This is a genomic window from Streptomyces sp. NPDC050508 (genome assembly GCF_040655155.1).
GTDB lineage: Bacteria > Actinomycetota > Actinomycetes > Streptomycetales > Streptomycetaceae > Streptomyces.
In genome coordinates this window covers 78866-95755 of sequence record NZ_JBFAJJ010000024.1, presented here as the reverse complement: position 1 = coordinate 95755, position 16890 = coordinate 78866, and the positions used below count along the sequence as shown (strand labels likewise).

At 67.9% G+C, this 16890-nt stretch carries 18 protein-coding genes; 15 read left to right on the top strand and 3 right to left on the bottom strand.

All coding sequences use genetic code 11. The features are described 5' to 3' along the window. The first annotated feature begins 10 nt into the window (after positions 1–10). From AB0I69_RS43050 to AB0I69_RS43040, 3 genes are all read left to right on the top strand, one after another. Entirely contained in the window at positions 11–1318 is a 1308-nt protein-coding gene (locus AB0I69_RS43050; RefSeq protein ID WP_363101272.1) for a phage major capsid protein, read from the top strand. A 97-nt stretch (positions 1319–1415) separates the two neighbouring features. After that, complete coding sequence (locus tag AB0I69_RS43045; RefSeq protein WP_363101271.1) at positions 1416–1685, top strand: hypothetical protein; 270 nt, start codon at positions 1416–1418, stop codon at positions 1683–1685. Next, the gene (locus AB0I69_RS43040) at positions 1682–2929 is read left to right on the top strand and encodes a hypothetical protein (protein ID WP_363101270.1); all 1248 of its coding nucleotides are present in this window, start codon (positions 1682–1684) and stop codon (positions 2927–2929) included. The genes AB0I69_RS43045 and AB0I69_RS43040 overlap by 4 nt, the downstream gene beginning before the upstream one ends. A 3-nt stretch (positions 2930–2932) precedes the next feature. On the opposite strand, the gene AB0I69_RS43035 is transcribed toward AB0I69_RS43040, so the two are convergent. Continuing rightward, positions 2933–3592, bottom strand: a complete 660-nt coding sequence (locus tag AB0I69_RS43035) for a hypothetical protein (protein WP_363101269.1) — start codon at positions 3590–3592, stop codon at positions 2933–2935. A gap of 84 nt (positions 3593–3676) precedes the next feature. Here AB0I69_RS43035 and AB0I69_RS43030 point away from each other — a divergent pair, with 84 nt between their 5' ends. From AB0I69_RS43030 to AB0I69_RS42990, 9 genes are all read left to right on the top strand, one after another. Continuing rightward, positions 3677–4159, top strand: a complete 483-nt coding sequence (locus AB0I69_RS43030; RefSeq protein ID WP_363101267.1) for an IPT/TIG domain-containing protein — start codon at positions 3677–3679, stop codon at positions 4157–4159. Positions 4160–4251: 92 nt separating this feature from the next. Next, positions 4252–4755 carry a hypothetical protein gene (locus AB0I69_RS43025; RefSeq protein WP_363101266.1) on the top strand — a complete coding sequence of 168 codons (504 nt, stop codon included), beginning with the start codon at positions 4252–4254 and terminating at the stop codon, positions 4753–4755. 10 nt (positions 4756–4765) lie between these two features. Further along, the gene (locus AB0I69_RS43020; protein WP_363101265.1) at positions 4766–5638 is read left to right on the top strand and encodes a hypothetical protein; all 873 of its coding nucleotides are present in this window, start codon (positions 4766–4768) and stop codon (positions 5636–5638) included. Positions 5639–5651: 13 nt separating this feature from the next. Continuing rightward, complete coding sequence (locus AB0I69_RS43015) at positions 5652–5981, top strand: hypothetical protein (RefSeq protein ID WP_363101264.1); 330 nt, start codon at positions 5652–5654, stop codon at positions 5979–5981. A 1-nt stretch (position 5982) separates the two neighbouring features. Beyond that, positions 5983–6513, top strand: coding sequence for a hypothetical protein (locus AB0I69_RS43010; protein WP_363101263.1), 531 nt, complete (start codon positions 5983–5985; stop codon positions 6511–6513). Positions 6514–6582: 69 nt separating this feature from the next. Beyond that, on the top strand, positions 6583–6834 hold the full coding sequence (locus AB0I69_RS43005; RefSeq protein WP_363101262.1) for a hypothetical protein: 252 nt from the start codon (positions 6583–6585) through the stop codon (positions 6832–6834). 2 nt (positions 6835–6836) lie between these two features. Beyond that, a complete protein-coding gene (locus AB0I69_RS43000) occupies positions 6837–7277 on the top strand; it encodes a hypothetical protein (protein ID WP_363101261.1) in 441 nt (146 codons plus the stop codon). Then, a complete protein-coding gene (locus AB0I69_RS42995; protein WP_363101260.1) occupies positions 7274–7615 on the top strand; it encodes a hypothetical protein in 342 nt (113 codons plus the stop codon). The genes AB0I69_RS43000 and AB0I69_RS42995 overlap by 4 nt, the downstream gene beginning before the upstream one ends. Positions 7616–7687: 72 nt before the next feature. Next, entirely contained in the window at positions 7688–8284 is a 597-nt protein-coding gene (locus tag AB0I69_RS42990) for a hypothetical protein (RefSeq protein WP_363101259.1), read from the top strand. An 84-nt stretch (positions 8285–8368) separates the two neighbouring features. Here AB0I69_RS42990 and AB0I69_RS42985 read toward each other — a convergent pair whose 3' ends face one another. Next, positions 8369–9274 carry an AAA family ATPase gene (locus tag AB0I69_RS42985; protein WP_363101258.1) on the bottom strand — a complete coding sequence of 302 codons (906 nt, stop codon included), beginning with the start codon at positions 9272–9274 and terminating at the stop codon, positions 8369–8371. Positions 9275–9293: 19 nt separating this feature from the next. Beyond that, the gene (locus AB0I69_RS42980; RefSeq protein ID WP_363101257.1) at positions 9294–10706 is read right to left on the bottom strand and encodes a ParB/RepB/Spo0J family partition protein; all 1413 of its coding nucleotides are present in this window, start codon (positions 10704–10706) and stop codon (positions 9294–9296) included. A 307-nt stretch (positions 10707–11013) separates the two neighbouring features. Here AB0I69_RS42980 and AB0I69_RS42975 point away from each other — a divergent pair, with 307 nt between their 5' ends. The 3 genes from AB0I69_RS42975 (at position 11014) to AB0I69_RS42965 (ending at position 16786) form a co-directional block, all read left to right on the top strand. Further along, complete coding sequence (locus AB0I69_RS42975) at positions 11014–11541, top strand: hypothetical protein (protein WP_363101256.1); 528 nt, start codon at positions 11014–11016, stop codon at positions 11539–11541. Between the two features lie 276 nt (positions 11542–11817). Continuing rightward, positions 11818–15858, top strand: coding sequence for a hypothetical protein (locus AB0I69_RS42970; RefSeq protein ID WP_363101255.1), 4041 nt, complete (start codon positions 11818–11820; stop codon positions 15856–15858). Continuing rightward, positions 15845–16786: a hypothetical protein gene (locus AB0I69_RS42965; protein WP_363101254.1), complete on the top strand. Its 942-nt coding sequence runs from the start codon at positions 15845–15847 to the stop codon at positions 16784–16786. Before AB0I69_RS42970 ends, AB0I69_RS42965 begins: the two co-directional genes overlap by 14 nt. The last annotated feature ends 104 nt before the right edge of the window (positions 16787–16890 follow it).

Sequence of the window (16890 nt, the reverse complement as noted above, 5' to 3'; positions counted from 1 at the left end):
TGCAACCGACATGGCAACCGCCACCACCGACAAGAGCCTCCTCCGCTCGCTCAAGGAACAGCTCGGAGAGAAGTCGGCCGAGGCCGAGCGCATCGCCTCAACCTTCAAGGAGGAGAACGGCGCCTTCGTCGTCTCCACCGAGCAGCGCAACGCGTACGTCAAGGCCGTCAAGGACGCCCAGGAGATCAAGGGCCTCCTCGACGCCGCCCAGGGCGCCGACGAACTCAGCGGCTACCTCGACGCCCCCGCCGGCTCGTCCGCAGCCGGACAGTTCTACGGCGGCGGCGGCGGAGCCACCGAGGTCAAGTCGCTCGGCGACATGTTCATCGAGTCCGACGCCTACAAGGCCGCGGCCCGCGCCGACTTCAAGGACCGGCCGTTCATCCGTGCCGAGATGGAGGGGAAGAGCATCTTCTCCCTGTCGGCCGGCACCCACACCCACCAGGCGCTCGGCGGCGTACAGGACCTCGGCATCACCGAGGCCCAACGCCGGAAATGGCACATCCGCGATCTTTTCCCGTCGGCCAAGACGAAGAATGCGGTCCTGCTCGGCATCCGCGAGACCGGGTGGGTCAACAATGCCGCCCAGGTCGCCGAACGCAGGGCCGCCGACGGTGTCTCCGCGCCGACCGGGCTCGACAGCGATGTCTTCGGCAAGGCCCCCCGCTCGAAGCTGAAGCTGGAGCCGGTCGCGTTCCCGATCGCCGAGATCGCCCACATGATCGACGGGCACAAGAACATTCTTTCGGACGAGCCGAGGCTGAAGCAGTTCATCAACAGCCGCCTCATCGAGGGCATCAAGTTCTCCGAGGACTACGACCTGCTCCACAGCGTGGGCACCGACGGCACCTCGCTCACCGGCCTGTTCAACACGCCGGGTGTCCAGCAGTACACGGGCGACTCCAAGGACAAGTTCTCGATCCAGATGCGCCGCGCGATGACGAAGTCGCTGCTGGCCGAGTACGAGCCCACCGGCATCGTCCTCTCCCCGACGATGTGGGAGCAGGTCGAGGTCGAGACCGACGACAACGGGGCCTTCCGCGTCGCGCTCCAGGTCGCCGTCGGCGCGCAGAAGCGCGTGTGGCGCATCAACGTCGTCGAAACCACGGCCATGCCCGACAGCCAGTACCTGCTCGGCAGCTTCGGCATGGGAGCCCAGCTCTACGACCGCGAGAACGTGTCCGTGACCGTCAGCTCCGAGAACTCGGACAACTTCGAGCGGGGCGTGCTGACCTTCAGGGCGGACGAGCGCCTGGCCCTTGAGGTGTCGCGTCCGGAGAGCTTCGTCATCGGCACCTGGACCACGCCGACCGGCTGATCCGCGCGGGCCCGGTAGTGGGCTCACCAGCGGAGACGCAAAGCGGGGCCGGACCGTACGGTCCGGCCCCGCTTCCCTTTGTACAGAGAGGACTGCCGTGGCAGACACGAACGGGCTGATCGCGGCCCTCGCTCAACTCGCCGAGGCGCCTTCGGCACCCCGCGGCCCGCGATGCACCGTCGGGATCATTCTCGACGAACTCGACGCCAGCACCGAGCAGAAGGTCCGCGACGTGCTCGATACCCCGGCCATCAGCTCGACGCAGATCGCCGACACACTCATCGGCAGCGGTCACCAGGTCCAAGCACCCGCTGTCGCCCGGCACCGTCGCCGCGGTGGCTCCAACGGTTGCAGGTGCCCGCGATGAGCCTCGACGCCCACCTTGACGCGCTGCTTTCCCCTGCCCCCGCCGGGCAGTCCGCGCCGTCGGAGATCACCCGGCCTGCGGCCACGGCCCCCAAGGGCTGGGAGCCCGGAGTCCGGTACGAACAGGGCGGCTCGATGCTCGTCACCGCGCCGGCCGCCGACGCGCCGCCCCAGGACGAGACCGGATGGCGTGCCCGCATCGACGAACTCGGCCTCGTAGTGCCCGACGGCTACCGGGTGCGGCTCGTCGAAGCCCGGCACGATCCGGCCGCCTGGCACCGCGACGCCCAGGGCGAGGACGCCGTCACCCGCCCGGTGTGGCGCTGCCGGTACCTGATCGAACCGTCCGTGCCCGGCTGGGCATCGGCCGAAGACCTCAACACCCTGGTGCGCGACGCGATGCGGCGCCGCAGGAAGCCGCGCACAGCAACCGATCAGCCCGCGCGTGCGCTCGCCGTGGTGTACGCCGACCCGCAGGCCGGAAAGGTCGGCCGCGACGGCGGCACGAAGGAACTGGTGGCCCGGGTCGCCGACCGCTTCGACCGGCTCCAAGACCACCTGCGCGATCTCGGCAAGGTCGGTCGGGCACCCGACTCCGCGTACTGGCTCGACGCAGGTGACTGCGTCGAGGGGTTCGAGAACGTTGCCTCCCAAGCCTTCACGAACGATCTGACCCTCACACAGATGATCCGGCTGCACCGGCGGTTGACGTTCGAAGGCCTGGACCGCCTCGCCACAGCGTTCCCCAGGGTGGTCGCCGCGACCGTCGGCTCGAACCACTCCCGAGTCAGGCGTGGCAAGGAAGCCATCGGGCCCCCAGAAGACGATTGGGGAGTCGAAGTCCTGTCGCAAATCGCCGATGCCTACGGACGGAACCCCGACGCGTACGGCCACGTGAGCTTCGTGATGCCCGAACCCTGGCGTGACACCGTCTCGCTCGACATGGCGGGGACGATCGTGGGCCTCAACCATGGTCACCAGTACGCCCGCCCGGAGAAAGCGCCGGACTGGTGGAAGGGACAGTCCTTCGGTCGCCAGCCCATCGCCGACGCCAAGATCTTGGTCAGCGGCCACTTCCACCACTTCCGCGCGCAGCAGCTCGGTAACGGCCGCCTCTGGGTGCAGGCCCCCACCCTGGACAACGGCTCGGACTGGTGGGTCATGCGCTCAGGAGAGGTATCCCAGCCCGGTCTGCTGGTCTTCTCCGTGACCGCGCAGGGCTGGGATGACCTGCGCATCCTGTGAAGGTCAGAAGGGAGCGCCGGCCTGCATCTGGCTGGCCAGACCGTCAAGGCCGTCCAGGACTGCGCCGAAGCGGCCTTGGCGGCGTACCCACGAACCAGCCGAGGAAGGCGCGTAGGCCTTGGCGAACAACTGCTTGTGCTTGTCGTCGCACTGAGGGTTCTTGACCAGGTGTTGCCAGCAGAAGATGGCTTCCTTCATCTTCTTCTTGGCCTGCGGACTCTCGTGTGCGGCGAAGTTGCGCAGAGCCAGCAGCAACTCCAAGTGGTAGTAGTACGCCTGGTCTGTGACCGCGTCGTAGAGCCAGTGCCCCTCGCCGCTGGTGAAGCGCTTTATCTCTTTGAGCAACGCTCCTCGACCGCTGAAGTCGAAGTACCCGCCTCCGGTGATCAGGTACTCGCAGTGATCCTGCGTGATGTGCTTCGGGAACTGAATGCCCGTTGTCTTGGTAAACGCCGAGCTGTCGTTGTTCAGCGCCACGATCAGACACTCCAACATCAGCTTCTCGAACGCCACGGCCGTCTTGATCAGACCTGAGTCGAACCCCAGATTCATGGCCTCCGGAGACAAGCCTGATGAGTCGATCTCTACGGCGTACGCGCGCAAGCGGGTCGTCGCCTCTTGAAACTGCTCGGCGGCATGCTTACCGCTCTTCTTACGCCCCATGGTGGATCACCTTAGAACCACGCGCAGGACACAAGCCGCACCCTTACTGCACCCTGCTCGCCCACTCACCGAGAAGGGACAACCATGGGGCTCTACAACGCGGCTGGCACCCGCATCACGAAGGCGGCTTTCCCCGCCTCCGCCGTCAGCGATCCGCTGTTGAAGGTCACCGCGGACGTGTACGAGACACGCCCGCACGACCAGGGCTCCCGCCCGAGCGACAGCCGAGACTCCGTTCCCGAGGGGTCGATCAGGGTGCTGCGCTATCGAGCGGGGACGATCCTGCGCCAGTCGCAGGTCGACGCTCTGTTCCCCGCCGCGACGATTGCGGGCATCAGCCCGGCCACCGGGCCGGCCGCCGGCGGAACCGTCGTCACCATCACCGGAACCAACCTCGACGGGGTCGCGGACGTGAAGTTCGGCAGCACCGCCGGGACCAACCTCAAGATCCTCTCCGCCGGACGACTCCAGGTCACCACGCCTGCGGGCGCGGCTGGAGCGGTCAGCGTCGTCGTCGGCGACGAAGCAGGGGCCGTCACCAAGACGACCGGGTTCACGTACGCGTGACCGCGCGGGGCACGTCGTGATGCCCGCGACGTAAGCCCCCCGCAGGGTTCAGGGTTCCTCCGCCAACGCCCGTACATCGGCAGGAGGACCCTGTGCCACCCCGTACCCGCAAGACCACCTCGGACGATGCCGAGGCCGTGACCTCGGAGGAGACCAACGTCGAGGACGCCACGTCCGAGGCGACCGAACCGGCGCTGCCGGAGATCGTCGAGGACAAGGCGGCCCCCGCCGACACCGAGACGAAGATCCCCGACGTTGCGCCGCTCGAACCGCCGCGCACCCCGGAGCCGGTCCCGGAGCCGGTGCCCCTCACGACCGCGCAGCAGCTCCTTCCCGCGAAGATGGGCGACCGCATCGTGGACGACGCCACCGGCGAACCGCCGACCGACCCGGACGGAGTGTTCGTTCCCGTCATGCCGCACGGCAGCTCTCTGCGCTGCACCGTCCGCCTGGTCGAGCACGTCGGCATGGGCGCGTACAACACCCCCACCGCACGCCTGCTCGTCCCGGCCGGTGCCGAGCTGCGCCGCGACCAGGTCGAGCGCGTCGTCGCCCGGCTCCGCGCGCAGCTCTCCGCGCCCGCGGACAGCGAGTAAGGAGACTCCGGTGGCGGTGTACGACTACCGACCCGTCTGGGCAGGCGCCTGGTGCGACCCGGACCCGGCCGGAGGGCAGGTCAGCCGGATCGACCTGTACTCGACGCCCGACCGCAACGGCGCCGTCGTGGCGACCGCCGGGCCGGCCGTGCGACTTCGCGCGACCGTTTACCGGTTCACGCTTCCCGACAACCTTCCCGACGGCCGGTACTGGTGCACCGTCACCGTCACTCCCGCCAAAGACCAGCCGCCCGCAACCGACCGCACCGTCCGCGCTGACCTCCCCCTCGGCACCGGCCTGATCGCCTCCGCCGAGGACATCGCCAGCGAACTCGGCGTCTCCCTGCCGATCACCGCGGTGCAGCGCGAGAAGTACCGCGACGCCATCAACAAGGCGCAGGCAGACGTTGTCGGCTATCTGGGACGGCCGTTGATCCCGGAGCCCCGCACGCTGCTGGAGGTGACGCCGCTGTTCGGCTACGACCTCGACGACCCGCAGGCCTGGCCGATCCAGCACTTCGACGACGTCGCCTCCGTGGTCAGTTACTCCGCCAACGTGGACGACCGGAACACGTACACCGTGCAGCTCCTCATCGGCCTGGACGCCGCGGTCGAGGACCCGATCCGCGAGTACGTCGTGGCGCACGCCTCCGAACGCATCCGCAACAGCCCGTCCTCCGCCGAGGGGGAACGGCGCGTCACCTCCGTCTCCGCAGAGGGCCAGTCCATCAGCTACGACTCCGCACCCGTGGCCGGCCAGCCGGGCGCCCTGCCCGCGCTCGACTCCCTCTCGGGCTACCGCAAGCGGCTCTACCGCCCCATCGCCGCCACCCCCGCCGCGCCCTGGCCGTACGGACGCGGACGCCGCTACAGCCGCTGGTAACGACAGGACACCCATGGCCGTCCTCCTTCCCGATCGGGACCTGACCGCGTACGTCCTGGCCCACCCCTGGGGCCGGGACGCGCACGGTGTACCCGTACCACCGCCACCGGACGCCCGACCTGAGCCGCGCGGTCCCTGGCCCGGAGCCGCGGCCGAGCAGAGCGACAAGTCGTGGACCCTGCGCGCCGACCCAGCCGCGTGGCCGCTCGAACCCGGCGACGTCCTCAGCGACGGCACCCTCACATGGACGATCGTGACGGCCCTTCTGAAGAAGGTGCCCGGCTACGGCGCAGCCGACTACATCGCCGTCACCGCGACGCTGAACCCCCCAGAGGTGCCCTGACATGCCGAAGTTCACCGCCAACCCGGCGCTGGAGCAGGAACTGGCCGCGCTGATCGCGCCGAAGATCCACGAGATCGGCCGGGAAGTCGAGCGGCAGGCCAAGGTGTTCGCCCCGCCCACGAAGCAGTGGATCACCGTGGCCGACGACAAGGTGAGGCCCACCCACGTCGCCGCTCACGGCCAGGAGGTGCCCGGCAACCTCCGCTTCAAGATCAATTCCATGAAGTGGGACCGCGACCACCGCGGCGTCGGCGCCTTCACCTACATGAAGGAACCCCGGGACGAGTCCAGCCGAGCGGTCGCCAACCTGAAGAACTGCCGTTGCCACGCACGCAGCATCCCCGACGGCATCTCCCGCAACATCCGCACGCTGCCACCGGTCGTCTCCGGCAGCACCGTCACCGTGAAGGTCATCGCCGAAGGCAAGTGGGTTGTCACTGCGGAGATCGGCACCGTCTACCCAGGCAACCTGGAAGCAAAGGGCGCCTATTACATGGCGCGCGCCGTCGCGGCCGTAGCCGCCCGCCGCTGACCGTTCTCCCGGGGAACCCCCGAGAGGAGCGGGCGACACTAACGCACTACGGGCTGCACTCTCCGCCCCATGACGAACACCACCACCAGGAAGACCGCAGCCACCGCAGAGCCGGAGGCCGAGACCACCGTCACCGACACCACCGCCGAGACTGTCCTCGGTCCCGAGCTGCGCGCCGGCCAGAAGCCGGAGAGGGTCACCTTCGCCCACCATCTGCGCATCCAGGGAAGGGACTTCAAGCCGGGCGACACCGCCAGCATCTCGCCGGACTACGCCCGCCAGCTCCGCGCCAACGGCTACCTCGCCCGGGAACGCGGCTGACCGTGGACGCCTACGCCGTCGCTGACGCCGACCCGGTGGCCGCCGTACTGTCCTGGCTCGCCGAGCACCCGAAGGTTCAGGAAGTGCTCGGCGGACCAGGCCGCGTCTCCGGTACCAGGGAAGCACCCTGGCCCCACCTGCGTGTCGCGCTCGGCCCCGGCGGCAACCTCAACGACCTCACATGGCTCACCCAGCCGGAAGTCTCCCTGGAGCTGTACGGCGACCCGGGCGGCTGGCCCGGCCCGGCCGCCATGTCCCGGACCCTCAAGGTCTGCGCGCTGGCCGCGATGGAACTCCCTGAACACACTCCACCCGGCGGCCGACCCGTCGTCAGCAATGTGCAGCCCTCCGGCGTCCTGCTCGAATCACCCCTGGAGAACGGCCAGCCCCGATGGGTCATGGGCCTTCTCGTCTCCCTCCACCCCAACCCGGAGAACCCGTGAACCTCGCGAACACCACCGTGTCCATCGCCCCTGTCGGCACCAGCCCCACCGATCGCGACGCGTGGACACCCCTCGGCTTCACGGACGGGGAGCTGCACATCAAGCCGGCCGACGCCGACGACATCCCACTCTTCTACGGCGACAACTGGCCCAAGACCACGACGGTCACCATGCCGACGTACGTCGCGCGGCAAGCGCTCGCACCGCTGTACCGGCCTCTCCCGTGCCAGGACACCCGCTACCGCATCGAGCGGGCGGCCCTTAGATGGCGCATCTCTCAGCTCCTCACAGCCGCTCGCGCGCAGCCCGTCGGTCTTCCGGGGGCGTGCCTGTTCTGAGCCCGGGACGCTAGCCCTCCGCTCTCTCCATCGTGACCCGGCCCCAACACCTGGTCACGAGGAGAGAACGCCATGGCTGGCGAGATCACCAACGCAACACAGATCGTCGTCCCCGCACGAACCCGGCTGTGGCTTGCCCCGGTCGGAACTGCCGCCCCCGCAGATGCCGCAATCGCGATGCCCGAGGGCTGGTACTCGGTCGGTCTCACCACCGAGGACTCGTTGAAGTTCAACGAAGAGCCGCAGTTCGAGCAGGTCAAGAGCGCGCAGACGGACTTCCCGTCCCGCACGTTCCAGACCAGCGACTCGGCCACCATCGAGGTAGACCTTCAGCAGTGGAACTCGCGGAACTTCAAGGCGGTGTTCGGCGGCGGCACGATCACCGAGATCACCCCGTCCGGCGGCACCGGCACCCCGCCGAAGCACTACAAGTTCACCCCGCCGCGGATCGGTGGGCGCTCGGAGGTCGCCGCCGTCATCGAGGTCATCGACGGCGCCAAGCTATACCGGTACATCATCCCCCGCGCCATGCAGATGGAAGGCGTGGCGACCGACCTCCAGAAGGCGAAGGAAGCGGTTCTGCCGTTGCGGCTGGCCGTCCAGGGTGGTGACGATGCCGACGCCTGGTACTTGATCACTAACGACCCCAGTTTCGCCGACGCGGCGTAACCTGGAGCGCGTACGACGAACGGCCCGTACCGGGCGCGGGAGATGGAGACTTCCGCGATCGGTACGGGCCGTTGGCGTGTCCGGCTACTCGTCGTCGAGATCCGGGAAGCCGAGCGCCGTGGCTAGCTTCTGGTAGTCCTCCATCGGGTACGACCCGCTCGCGAACGCGGGGATCGTCTGCTGCAACCGGTGCTGCCGCGGGATGTGGCCGCTGTACCGCACCTTGTGGAGTCGGTAGTTCGGGCCGTACTTCCTCTCGATCGCCTCCACGGTCTCGTCGTACTCGACGCCCTTGTGCTGCGACGTCGGCGTCCCGCACATCACGATGTTCTTGATGGTCGGGGCCGGTTTCTGGCTACGGGTCGTCATCTCGTCGACCATCGTCGCCAGTTCCTCGAAGGTGTAGCCGAGGTCTTCCTCCTCTTTGTTCGTCACCAGGACCGGAGGCAGCACCTCGTCGTCCTCGGTGAGCGGAAGCAGGGTGGACACGGACAACTTGCTGAGGCTGGCCGGGAGATCGAGCATCCAGATCTCGTCATCGCCCTGGTACTGGTGGCACAGCTTGTCGAACCACCCCATCAGCATGCCGGTGCCTGTTGCGACTTCGGTGTCGAAGCCCTTCACCTCGCGGGAGCCGCGCACGATCATGAGGTTCGGGATCTCTTTGAACGCTTCGTCCTCCCAGCCCGTACCCGCACGGAAGCGTGCGGGGAGGCTGGCCTCGTCCAGGCTGACCTTGTCGAGCATCAGGTCCCAGACGGTCGGGAACTGCTTGTCGTCCAGGTGCTTCACGCCGAAGATGTGGCTCAGGTTCCGCTGCTGGTCGAAGTCGAAGACTCGGACCTTCCAGCCGCGCAGAGCGAGGATCGTCGCCAGGATGCTGACGGTCGTCGTCTTCGCGCTACCGCCGGAGATGATGAGCGCCGCGATGATGAGCGGCCAGTTACGGCCTCCGGGCCGCGTGTTGCGTGCCAGGGTTGTCTTTGACACAAAGGCTCCAGTTCTCTGATCAGACGGCTGCTTCGTCCGCGGTCTCTTCCGCAGTGAAAGCGACGTTGAACTTGGTGAGCTGCTCGCGCTCCCACGTGGTTTCCGGCTGGTAGTTCGCAGCCTGAATGAGGAACTCGACGTGTGCCGCGTCGGTGCGGTCCCACTGCCGGCGGTTGTCCTTCGCGCGGATCTCGCCCGCGGCGAGGGCAGTCACGAAGGTGGCCAGCCGGATCAGTTCGTCGTTCCCCGAGGACAGAACGGCCTGGAAGTAGCTGTCGGAATCGCTGACTCCGAGAACTTCCTTGCCCGCTTCACGAAGCCAGACGTGCGCCTTCGTCTTCGCGGGCCCCTGCTGGATGGGCGACAGCACCGTACGGGCGAACAGGTCGCCGAGCTGCTTGCCGTCCGGTTCGAATCCGCTCTTGACCAGGTGCAGACACGCCGCAGTCCTGTCTGCCGCAGCGTTGTTGCGCTCGCGGGCGAAGCGGTCAGCAGCAGGCACCACCCGGCCCTTCTGGACCGCAGGTGACTTGGGCGGACTCTGCTCAGTTACGACAGGCTTCTGCTCGGGCTCCTCCTCAGTCTCCGCGCGCGTTTTCGTCGGCGCCCCGGTCGTGGTCTCCTCCGCCTCGGAGTCAGCCGTCGTGGTCTCTTCTGTGTCCGTGCGCTGCTCCGGAACGTCGACGTGCTCGTCCTCGGCAGGCGCCTCTTCAAGCTCCCGCCCGTCGGGCAGGTATCCCGAAACGACGGCCGTGATGGCGTCTTTGACCTTGACGCCCTCGGTCTGCACGAGAGCCCAGGCCTGCGCCATCTGCTCGGGAGTCTCCAGGTCTTCAACGAGGTTGCGCGCGGCAGTCACGCCCAACTCCTCGTCTTCGATGGCCTGCTGAAGCACGGGCGGGAGTTGAACGAGCTGAAGACGGCGGGACACATGCGTCGGGCCGATCTTCAGCTCCTTCGCGATCTCCCGGTACGACAGGCCCTCTTCGGTGTTGAGGCGGAGGAAGTTGCGCGCTTCTTCCATGGGCGTGTACCCGACCCGCTGCAAGTTCTCGATCAGGAGAACACGACGGATCTTCGGGACGACCGTGTTCTTGAGAACACACGTGATCTTGGTGTTGCCCGCCTTCTGCGAGGCGCGCCAGCGGCGCTCTCCGAAGGCGATGACGAACCTGGTCTCGATGCCCTCGGCCTGCTGCGGCCAGAACTTGGCGAACTCCGCCGCGTGCATCACGACGATGTCCTGGAGGAGACCGTCCTCCTTGATGCTCTCGGCCAGGGAGTCGATATCTCCCATCGAGCGGATGTCGTTGAACGGGTTGGGAGTGATGTCCGTCAGGGCGAGGTCGAGGGCGTCGCCCTCCTTTTCTACGCGCTGGTAGAACTTCTGGGGCTCCTTCGGCTCCGCCGCCGCAGTCCCTTTGCCTCCCACACCTTCACCCCTCCGGTTCTTGGCCCCTCCCGTGAGCTGTTTCATAGATAGGTCTCCGATTCTCGGACGATTGGTTCGGGATAGAGACTAGCTGTCAGCACCCCCCTACCTGGTGCCACATGCCCGAGCTCCACCCGTGAACTGTTCCCCAGGGGAACACCTTCGAGCCGGGCCGGAGCCGGACTCTATCTATCAAGGTTGATAGAAGAAGCGGCGGCCCCCTCCCGCACGGTCCGAGCCCGAGACGCAAACGTTCCGGCCTCTCTACGTTCCCCGGGCTTCAGCACCCACCCGGGAGGACCGGCTCATGACCTTCGTTATCGACCTCGACGCCGAGCGCCGCGAGGTCCAGTACCCCAACGGCATCCCCGTGCTCCTGCGCGGCGAGCAGTTCCTCTTCCCTGCGGAGATCCCGGCCGACTGCCTCGACCCGCTCTTCACAGAGGAGTTGGACCTCATGGGGGTCCTGCACGACATCGTGAACGCCGAGGACGGCAGCACCACGACCGGGGAAGTGGTCGAGATGCTGTTCCGCCGACCACAACTCCCGGCCCGGTTCTACGGCGCGGTCATGGACATCTACAAGGCGCTCCTCGGCGACGACGTCTACCGCGAGTTCAAGAGCGTCCGGCCGTCCATCGGCGACTACGTCCGCCTGACCAAGGCCCTCGTCAGCGTCTACGGGGTGGACCTGGGAAAGCTCTTCGGGTCGGACGGCTCCTCCGCGAGCGATGGGGAGATGTCGAGTCCGACCTCAGCCGATACCACCAGCTCGACGCCCGAAGGCTCTGGCTCCGCCCAGGACAGCCCGGCTTCATCGGCCTCCGCCGACTGACCGTCCTCCTCGACGGCCTGCCCGAAGAGTCCCGGACCGCCTCGTCGCCGATCGGCGGCTGGACGGTGCACACCGAACTCCTGGTGCAGCTCATCGAGGAAATCTCACTGCTCGCCTCCGACAGGCGCCGTGAAGACCCTCGGACGATCAATCGCCCGTACGACACGGCCTCGGCTGTTCCCCAGGGGAACAGCTCGCCGGCGCAGCAGCCCGCCCCACTGAACGGCCACCGCAAGATGCTCGCGGCTGCCGCCCGGAGAGGAATGGTGCGCCCCAGTGTCTGAGGGCTTGCAGGCCGGTCGCCTCGAAGTAACAGTCGTCTCGGTACTCGACAACTTCGCCCGCGAGTTGCGGACGAAGGTCGAGACGGCCGCAGAGGGCTTGGCCGCAAAGGTCAAGCTAGAGGTTGACGACAAGGGCCTGCGGAAGCGCCTGAAACGGGCGGTGAAGGACGCCTCCGCCGGGCTCACCGCGAAGGTCAATGTCCGCGTCGACCGCGACGGACTCCGCGGCGAACTGGAGGAAGTTGCCCGCCGCGTCGCGGACAGCGACGTCCGCGTACCGGTCCGCCCCGACGACGACAGCAGCACCGGCGGCGGCGGACTACTCGGCCGCATCCGCAACCTGCTCCGCCGAGCCCAGGGCGAAGCCGACCAGAACCCGGTCGACGTCCCCTTCCAACTTGGCGGATCGGGGCGCGGCCGGAGCGGTCGCCAGCGACTGCGGTCGCTGGCCATGGGCGCCATCGTCTCGCTCGCCCAACCGGCCATCGCCGCCCTCACCCAGTACGGCGCCGGGCTCACCGCGCTCGTCTCCGCCGCGCTCCCGGCCGTCGGCGTCCTGGGTGCCATACCCGGGCTCATCGCAGCCGCCGGAACCGCGGCCATCGCGACCAAGGTCGCGTTCGGCGGCTTCGGCGAGGCCCTGAAGCAGACCCTCAAGGCGCAGTCCCAACTCGCCGAGGGCACCAAGCTCACCGAGGCACAACAGCAAGCACTCGACCAGTCCCTCAAGGGCCTGTCGACATCCGCCCGCGCCACCGTCAAGACGGTCGCCAGCCTCAGCGGCGAGTGGCGGAAGATGAAGCAGTCCGTACAGGAACGCTTCTTCTCGAAGATCGCGGACGAGGTCAAGCCTCTGTCCAACGCGGTCCTGCCGCTGCTGAAGTCGTCCCTCGGGGACGCCGCCGGGCAGATGGGCAACCTGGCCAAGCGCGGCGCGCAGGCCATGCAGAGCGGCCCGTTCGCCAAAGACTTCAAGACGGTCGCCGGGACCAACAGCAAGGTCATCGGCAACGTCACCGACAGCGTCGCCAACCTGGCCGCTGCGGCGGGCCACTTCCTCGTCGCCTCCGGCCCGTTCGTCGAGCGCGTCGCCGAGGCCGGGGAGAAGTTCACCGTATGGCTGCGGGCCTCCGCGCAGGCCGGCCGCGAAACCGGCTCACTCGGAGACTTCCTCGACCACGCCGCCGAGAAAGCGAAGCTGCTCGGCCGTACGACGCTCGACCTCGGCAAGGGCCTGGCTGGTGTCGCCCGCGCCGGAATGGACTCCGGCAACGCACTTCTGAACGGCCTCGAAGCGTCGATGCTGCGCTTCTCCCGATGGGCCAACTCGGGAGAAGGCCAGAAGTCGATGAAGGCGTTCTTCAGCGACGCGGCTCCCACGTTCCACGAGCTGAACAAGCTGGTCGGCGACTTCGTTCGCGGGCTCGGCCGGATGTCCAAGGACAACGGCATCCGCGACCTGATCGTCCAGATCCGCACGGAGCTGATGCCCGGCATCGGGGCTTTCCTCAAGGCCCTGGGCGGCTCGGTCGGACCGGCGGTCATCGGGCTCGTCTCCAACATCGCGACCCTGTTCGCGTCGCTGTCCTCCGCCGGGTCCGGGCTCGGCGTTCTGCTCGGAGCGCTCAACGGCCTGCTGAACCTCTTCAACGGCCTGCTGAACGTGGTGCCGGGACTTGGGACCGCGCTCGGCGTCCTCCTCGGCGCGATGCTCGCGTTCCGCGTGGTCAGCAGCATCCAGAGCATGCTGTCCCGGCTCGGGACCTCGATCCGGGCGGTGGGCACCGTGTCCACCACCACGGCCGCGGGCGTCGCCACGCAGACGACGCTGTGGCAGCGCATGGGCACCGCGTACACCACCGCGGCGGCCAGCAGTGGCCGACTGACCGGCGCCATGCGTGGAGTTGGCGCCGCCACCGGCGTCATGCGCGGCAGCATGACCGGCCTGCTCGGTGCCCTTGGTGGTCCGTGGGGAGCCGCCATCGCGGCCGTCACCATCGGGATCGGCCTGCTCGCCAACCAGCACGAGAAGGCAGCGGCAGCCGCCCAGGAGCAGCAGAGCCGCATCAACTCCCTCTCCCAGGCGCTCCGTGACTCCAACGGCGCCATCGACGCGAACGTGCGCGCACAGGCTGCCTCTCTGCTCCAGGAGGCGAAGGCCGCCGACGGCAAGGGCAAGTTGGTCGACCGGATGCGCGACGCCGGCGTCAGCCTGAAGGAACTCACCGACGCCTACCTCGGCCAGGGCACCTCGCTCAGCAAGCTCCAGAAGGAACTCACGGACACCGCCGAGGCGAACAAGGTGTGGATGAGCAGCGCCCAGGGCGGCGCCATGATCTACACCGACGAGGTCGGCCTGCCCGCCATCCGCGCGGCGGACGCCCTCAAGGGCGTCCGCGGGGAGCTGGAGAAGGGCCAGCAGCAGTACAAGGAGTACTTCGATGCCACGAGCGGCGCAGGCAACAAGGGCACCGACGCCTTCTCCCGGCTGAAGACAGCCGTGGACGGCATGTCCTCCTCGACGGCTACCGCCGACGACCGCGTGAACTCCCTGAAGCGCGCCCTGGATGCGCTGACCGGCGGCACCGAGTCGTTCCACGACGCCCAGACCCGGGTCAACGCGGCCGTCATCTCCGTGAACGACGCCATCCGGGACAACACCAAGGAACTCAAGAACGCCAACAAGGAGCTGATCAACCAGGACGGCAGCCTGCGCACCGCGACCCGGGCCGGGCAGGACTACAACCAGCACCTGACGGAGCTGCGTGACTCCTCGCTCTCGGCGGCCAACGCCGCCTTCGACATGGCCAAGGCCCACGACATCAGCCTGCCCGAGGCAATGAAGAAGGCTGAGGGCGAAGTCCAGAAGGCCCGGGACGCGGCGATCAAGTACGGCGTGGACCTGGGCCTGACGAAGGAACAGGCCGCGGGCCTGGCCAACCAGATGGGCCTGATCCCCTCCTCGGTGTCCGTGCTCCTCCAGTCCAACGGCATGGAGAAGGTGACGGCTGACGTCCTCAGCCTGTCGACGAAGCTCCTCAACCTGCCCAAGAACAAGACCATCACGGTCACCACTCCGACAGCCGGCGCCATCACCGCCTTGAAGAACCTCGGCTTCGAAGTGGTCAAACTGCCCGGCGGCAAGAAAGTCACGATCTCCGCGCCGACGGCCACGGCCAGGACCAACCTCGCCGCCCTGGTCGGCGATCTGTCCCGTGCTCCGGGCAGCAAGAAGATCACCGTGCAGATGCTCGTGAAGCAGGCGGCCACCGACCTGACCGGTATCCGCGACAAGGTCGTAGGTCTGCCCGCCGGCAGGAAGCTGAAGATGGAGGCTCCGACCAAGCTCGCCCAGGACGAGATCAAGAACCTCGGCTACAAGGTCAAGGAACTCAAGGGCAAGAAGATCGAGATCACGGCGCCGAACAAGACGCCGCTCCAGCAGGTCCAGTCAATCCAGGAGCGCATCAACGGGCTGACGGGCAAGACGGTCACCGTCACCGTCAAGTACTCGACCCTGGGCCAGCCGTACGTCGAGACGTCGAAGAAGGCCGACGGCGGAATCGTCCGGTTCGCCAACGGCGGCATCCGCCGCGCGAGCGAGCGCATCCGGGCCTTCGCCAACGGAGCCGAGAACCACATCGCCCAGATCGCCAAAGCGGGTGAATGGCGGATATGGGCGGAACCTGAGACAGACGGGGAGGCTTACCTCCCTCTGGCCAAGTCCAAGCGGAAGCGCAGCAAGGCGATCCTGGACGAAGTCGCCCGGATGTTCGGCGGCATGGTCATGTACCCGGGCGAAGGCGCCCTGCGCCAGTACGCCAACGGTGCCGTCTCCATGTACGGCAGCCGCACCACCGCCCGCACCGCGACAGCCCCGCGCGCGGCTGTTCCCCAGGGGAACACCGCGCTCGTCGGCGGCGACCTCAACCTCACGATGACCGGCACCCCCATGTCCCCGAGCGAAGCCCTGGGCGACGCCCTGTTCGAGCTGCGCCGTATCCGCCGAGGAGGCGCACATGCCACTGGCTGAGGGCGAATGGAACCTCTCCTACAGCAGCAACGGCATCTACCCCAGTGCCAGCGTTACGTTCGGCACCTTCCAGACGGGCTACTACCTGCTCGACCCGTACGAGATCACCTACGGCGACGCCGACGTCGGGGACACCCCCATGCCGCGCCGGGACGGCGTCCGGCTCGGCCAGGACTACCGCACGACCGCGACCATCACCTTCGAAATCGCCGTCGACACGGTGGACGCTGCCCCGACCTTGCTCGGTCGGCACGGCGCGAACCTCGCCGCCGTTTCCGCGCTCGGGCAGGCCTGGGACGGCGAAGCCGTACGCCGTCTCTTCGGCACCCCTGCCGTTCTGCGGACCACGCAGGGCGGTAGGGCTCGCCGCTTCTACGGCCGCCCCCGCAAGTTCGCCCCAGCCGCATCACGCCTCACCCGGCAGGGGCACACCCCGGTCGTCGCCAACTTCCTGTCCCTGGACGGCATCGCCTACGACGACACGGAGCAGACCCTCCGTGTTGACCTGGTCCCGCCGCCGCACCGAGGCTTGGTCGGGCCACTGACAACACCTCTGCGGATGACCGGCACCGGCGCCACGAAGGTGCCAGGCGAGGCGGTCATCCTGGGCACTCGCCCAACGTGGCCCGTCATCACGATCTACGGGCCCATCGCGCAACCGGCCTGCGAAGTCGTCGGGAAGTGGAAGGTCGCGCTGGATCTGACGCTCAAGGCGGGCGAGCGCGTCACCATCGACCCGCGGCCGTGGGCCCTGACCGTCCTACGCAACGGGTCCGCGTCCGTCGCCGGCAACCTCACACGCACCTCGCCACGGCTGCCCGACATGCGGCTGCCGCCCGGCCGCCAGGACTTCATCCTGCGAGGCTCCGACGTCACGGGCCTCGCGTACATGACGGTCGCCTGGCGCGACGCGTACGCCTATCTCTGACCGCGCTGTTCCCCTGGGGAACACCCCGTGCGCGGCCAGCCCGCGACACAAGGTGTTCCCCCGAGGAACAGTCCCGCTGCCCATCACCCAGCAGCAGAGGACGA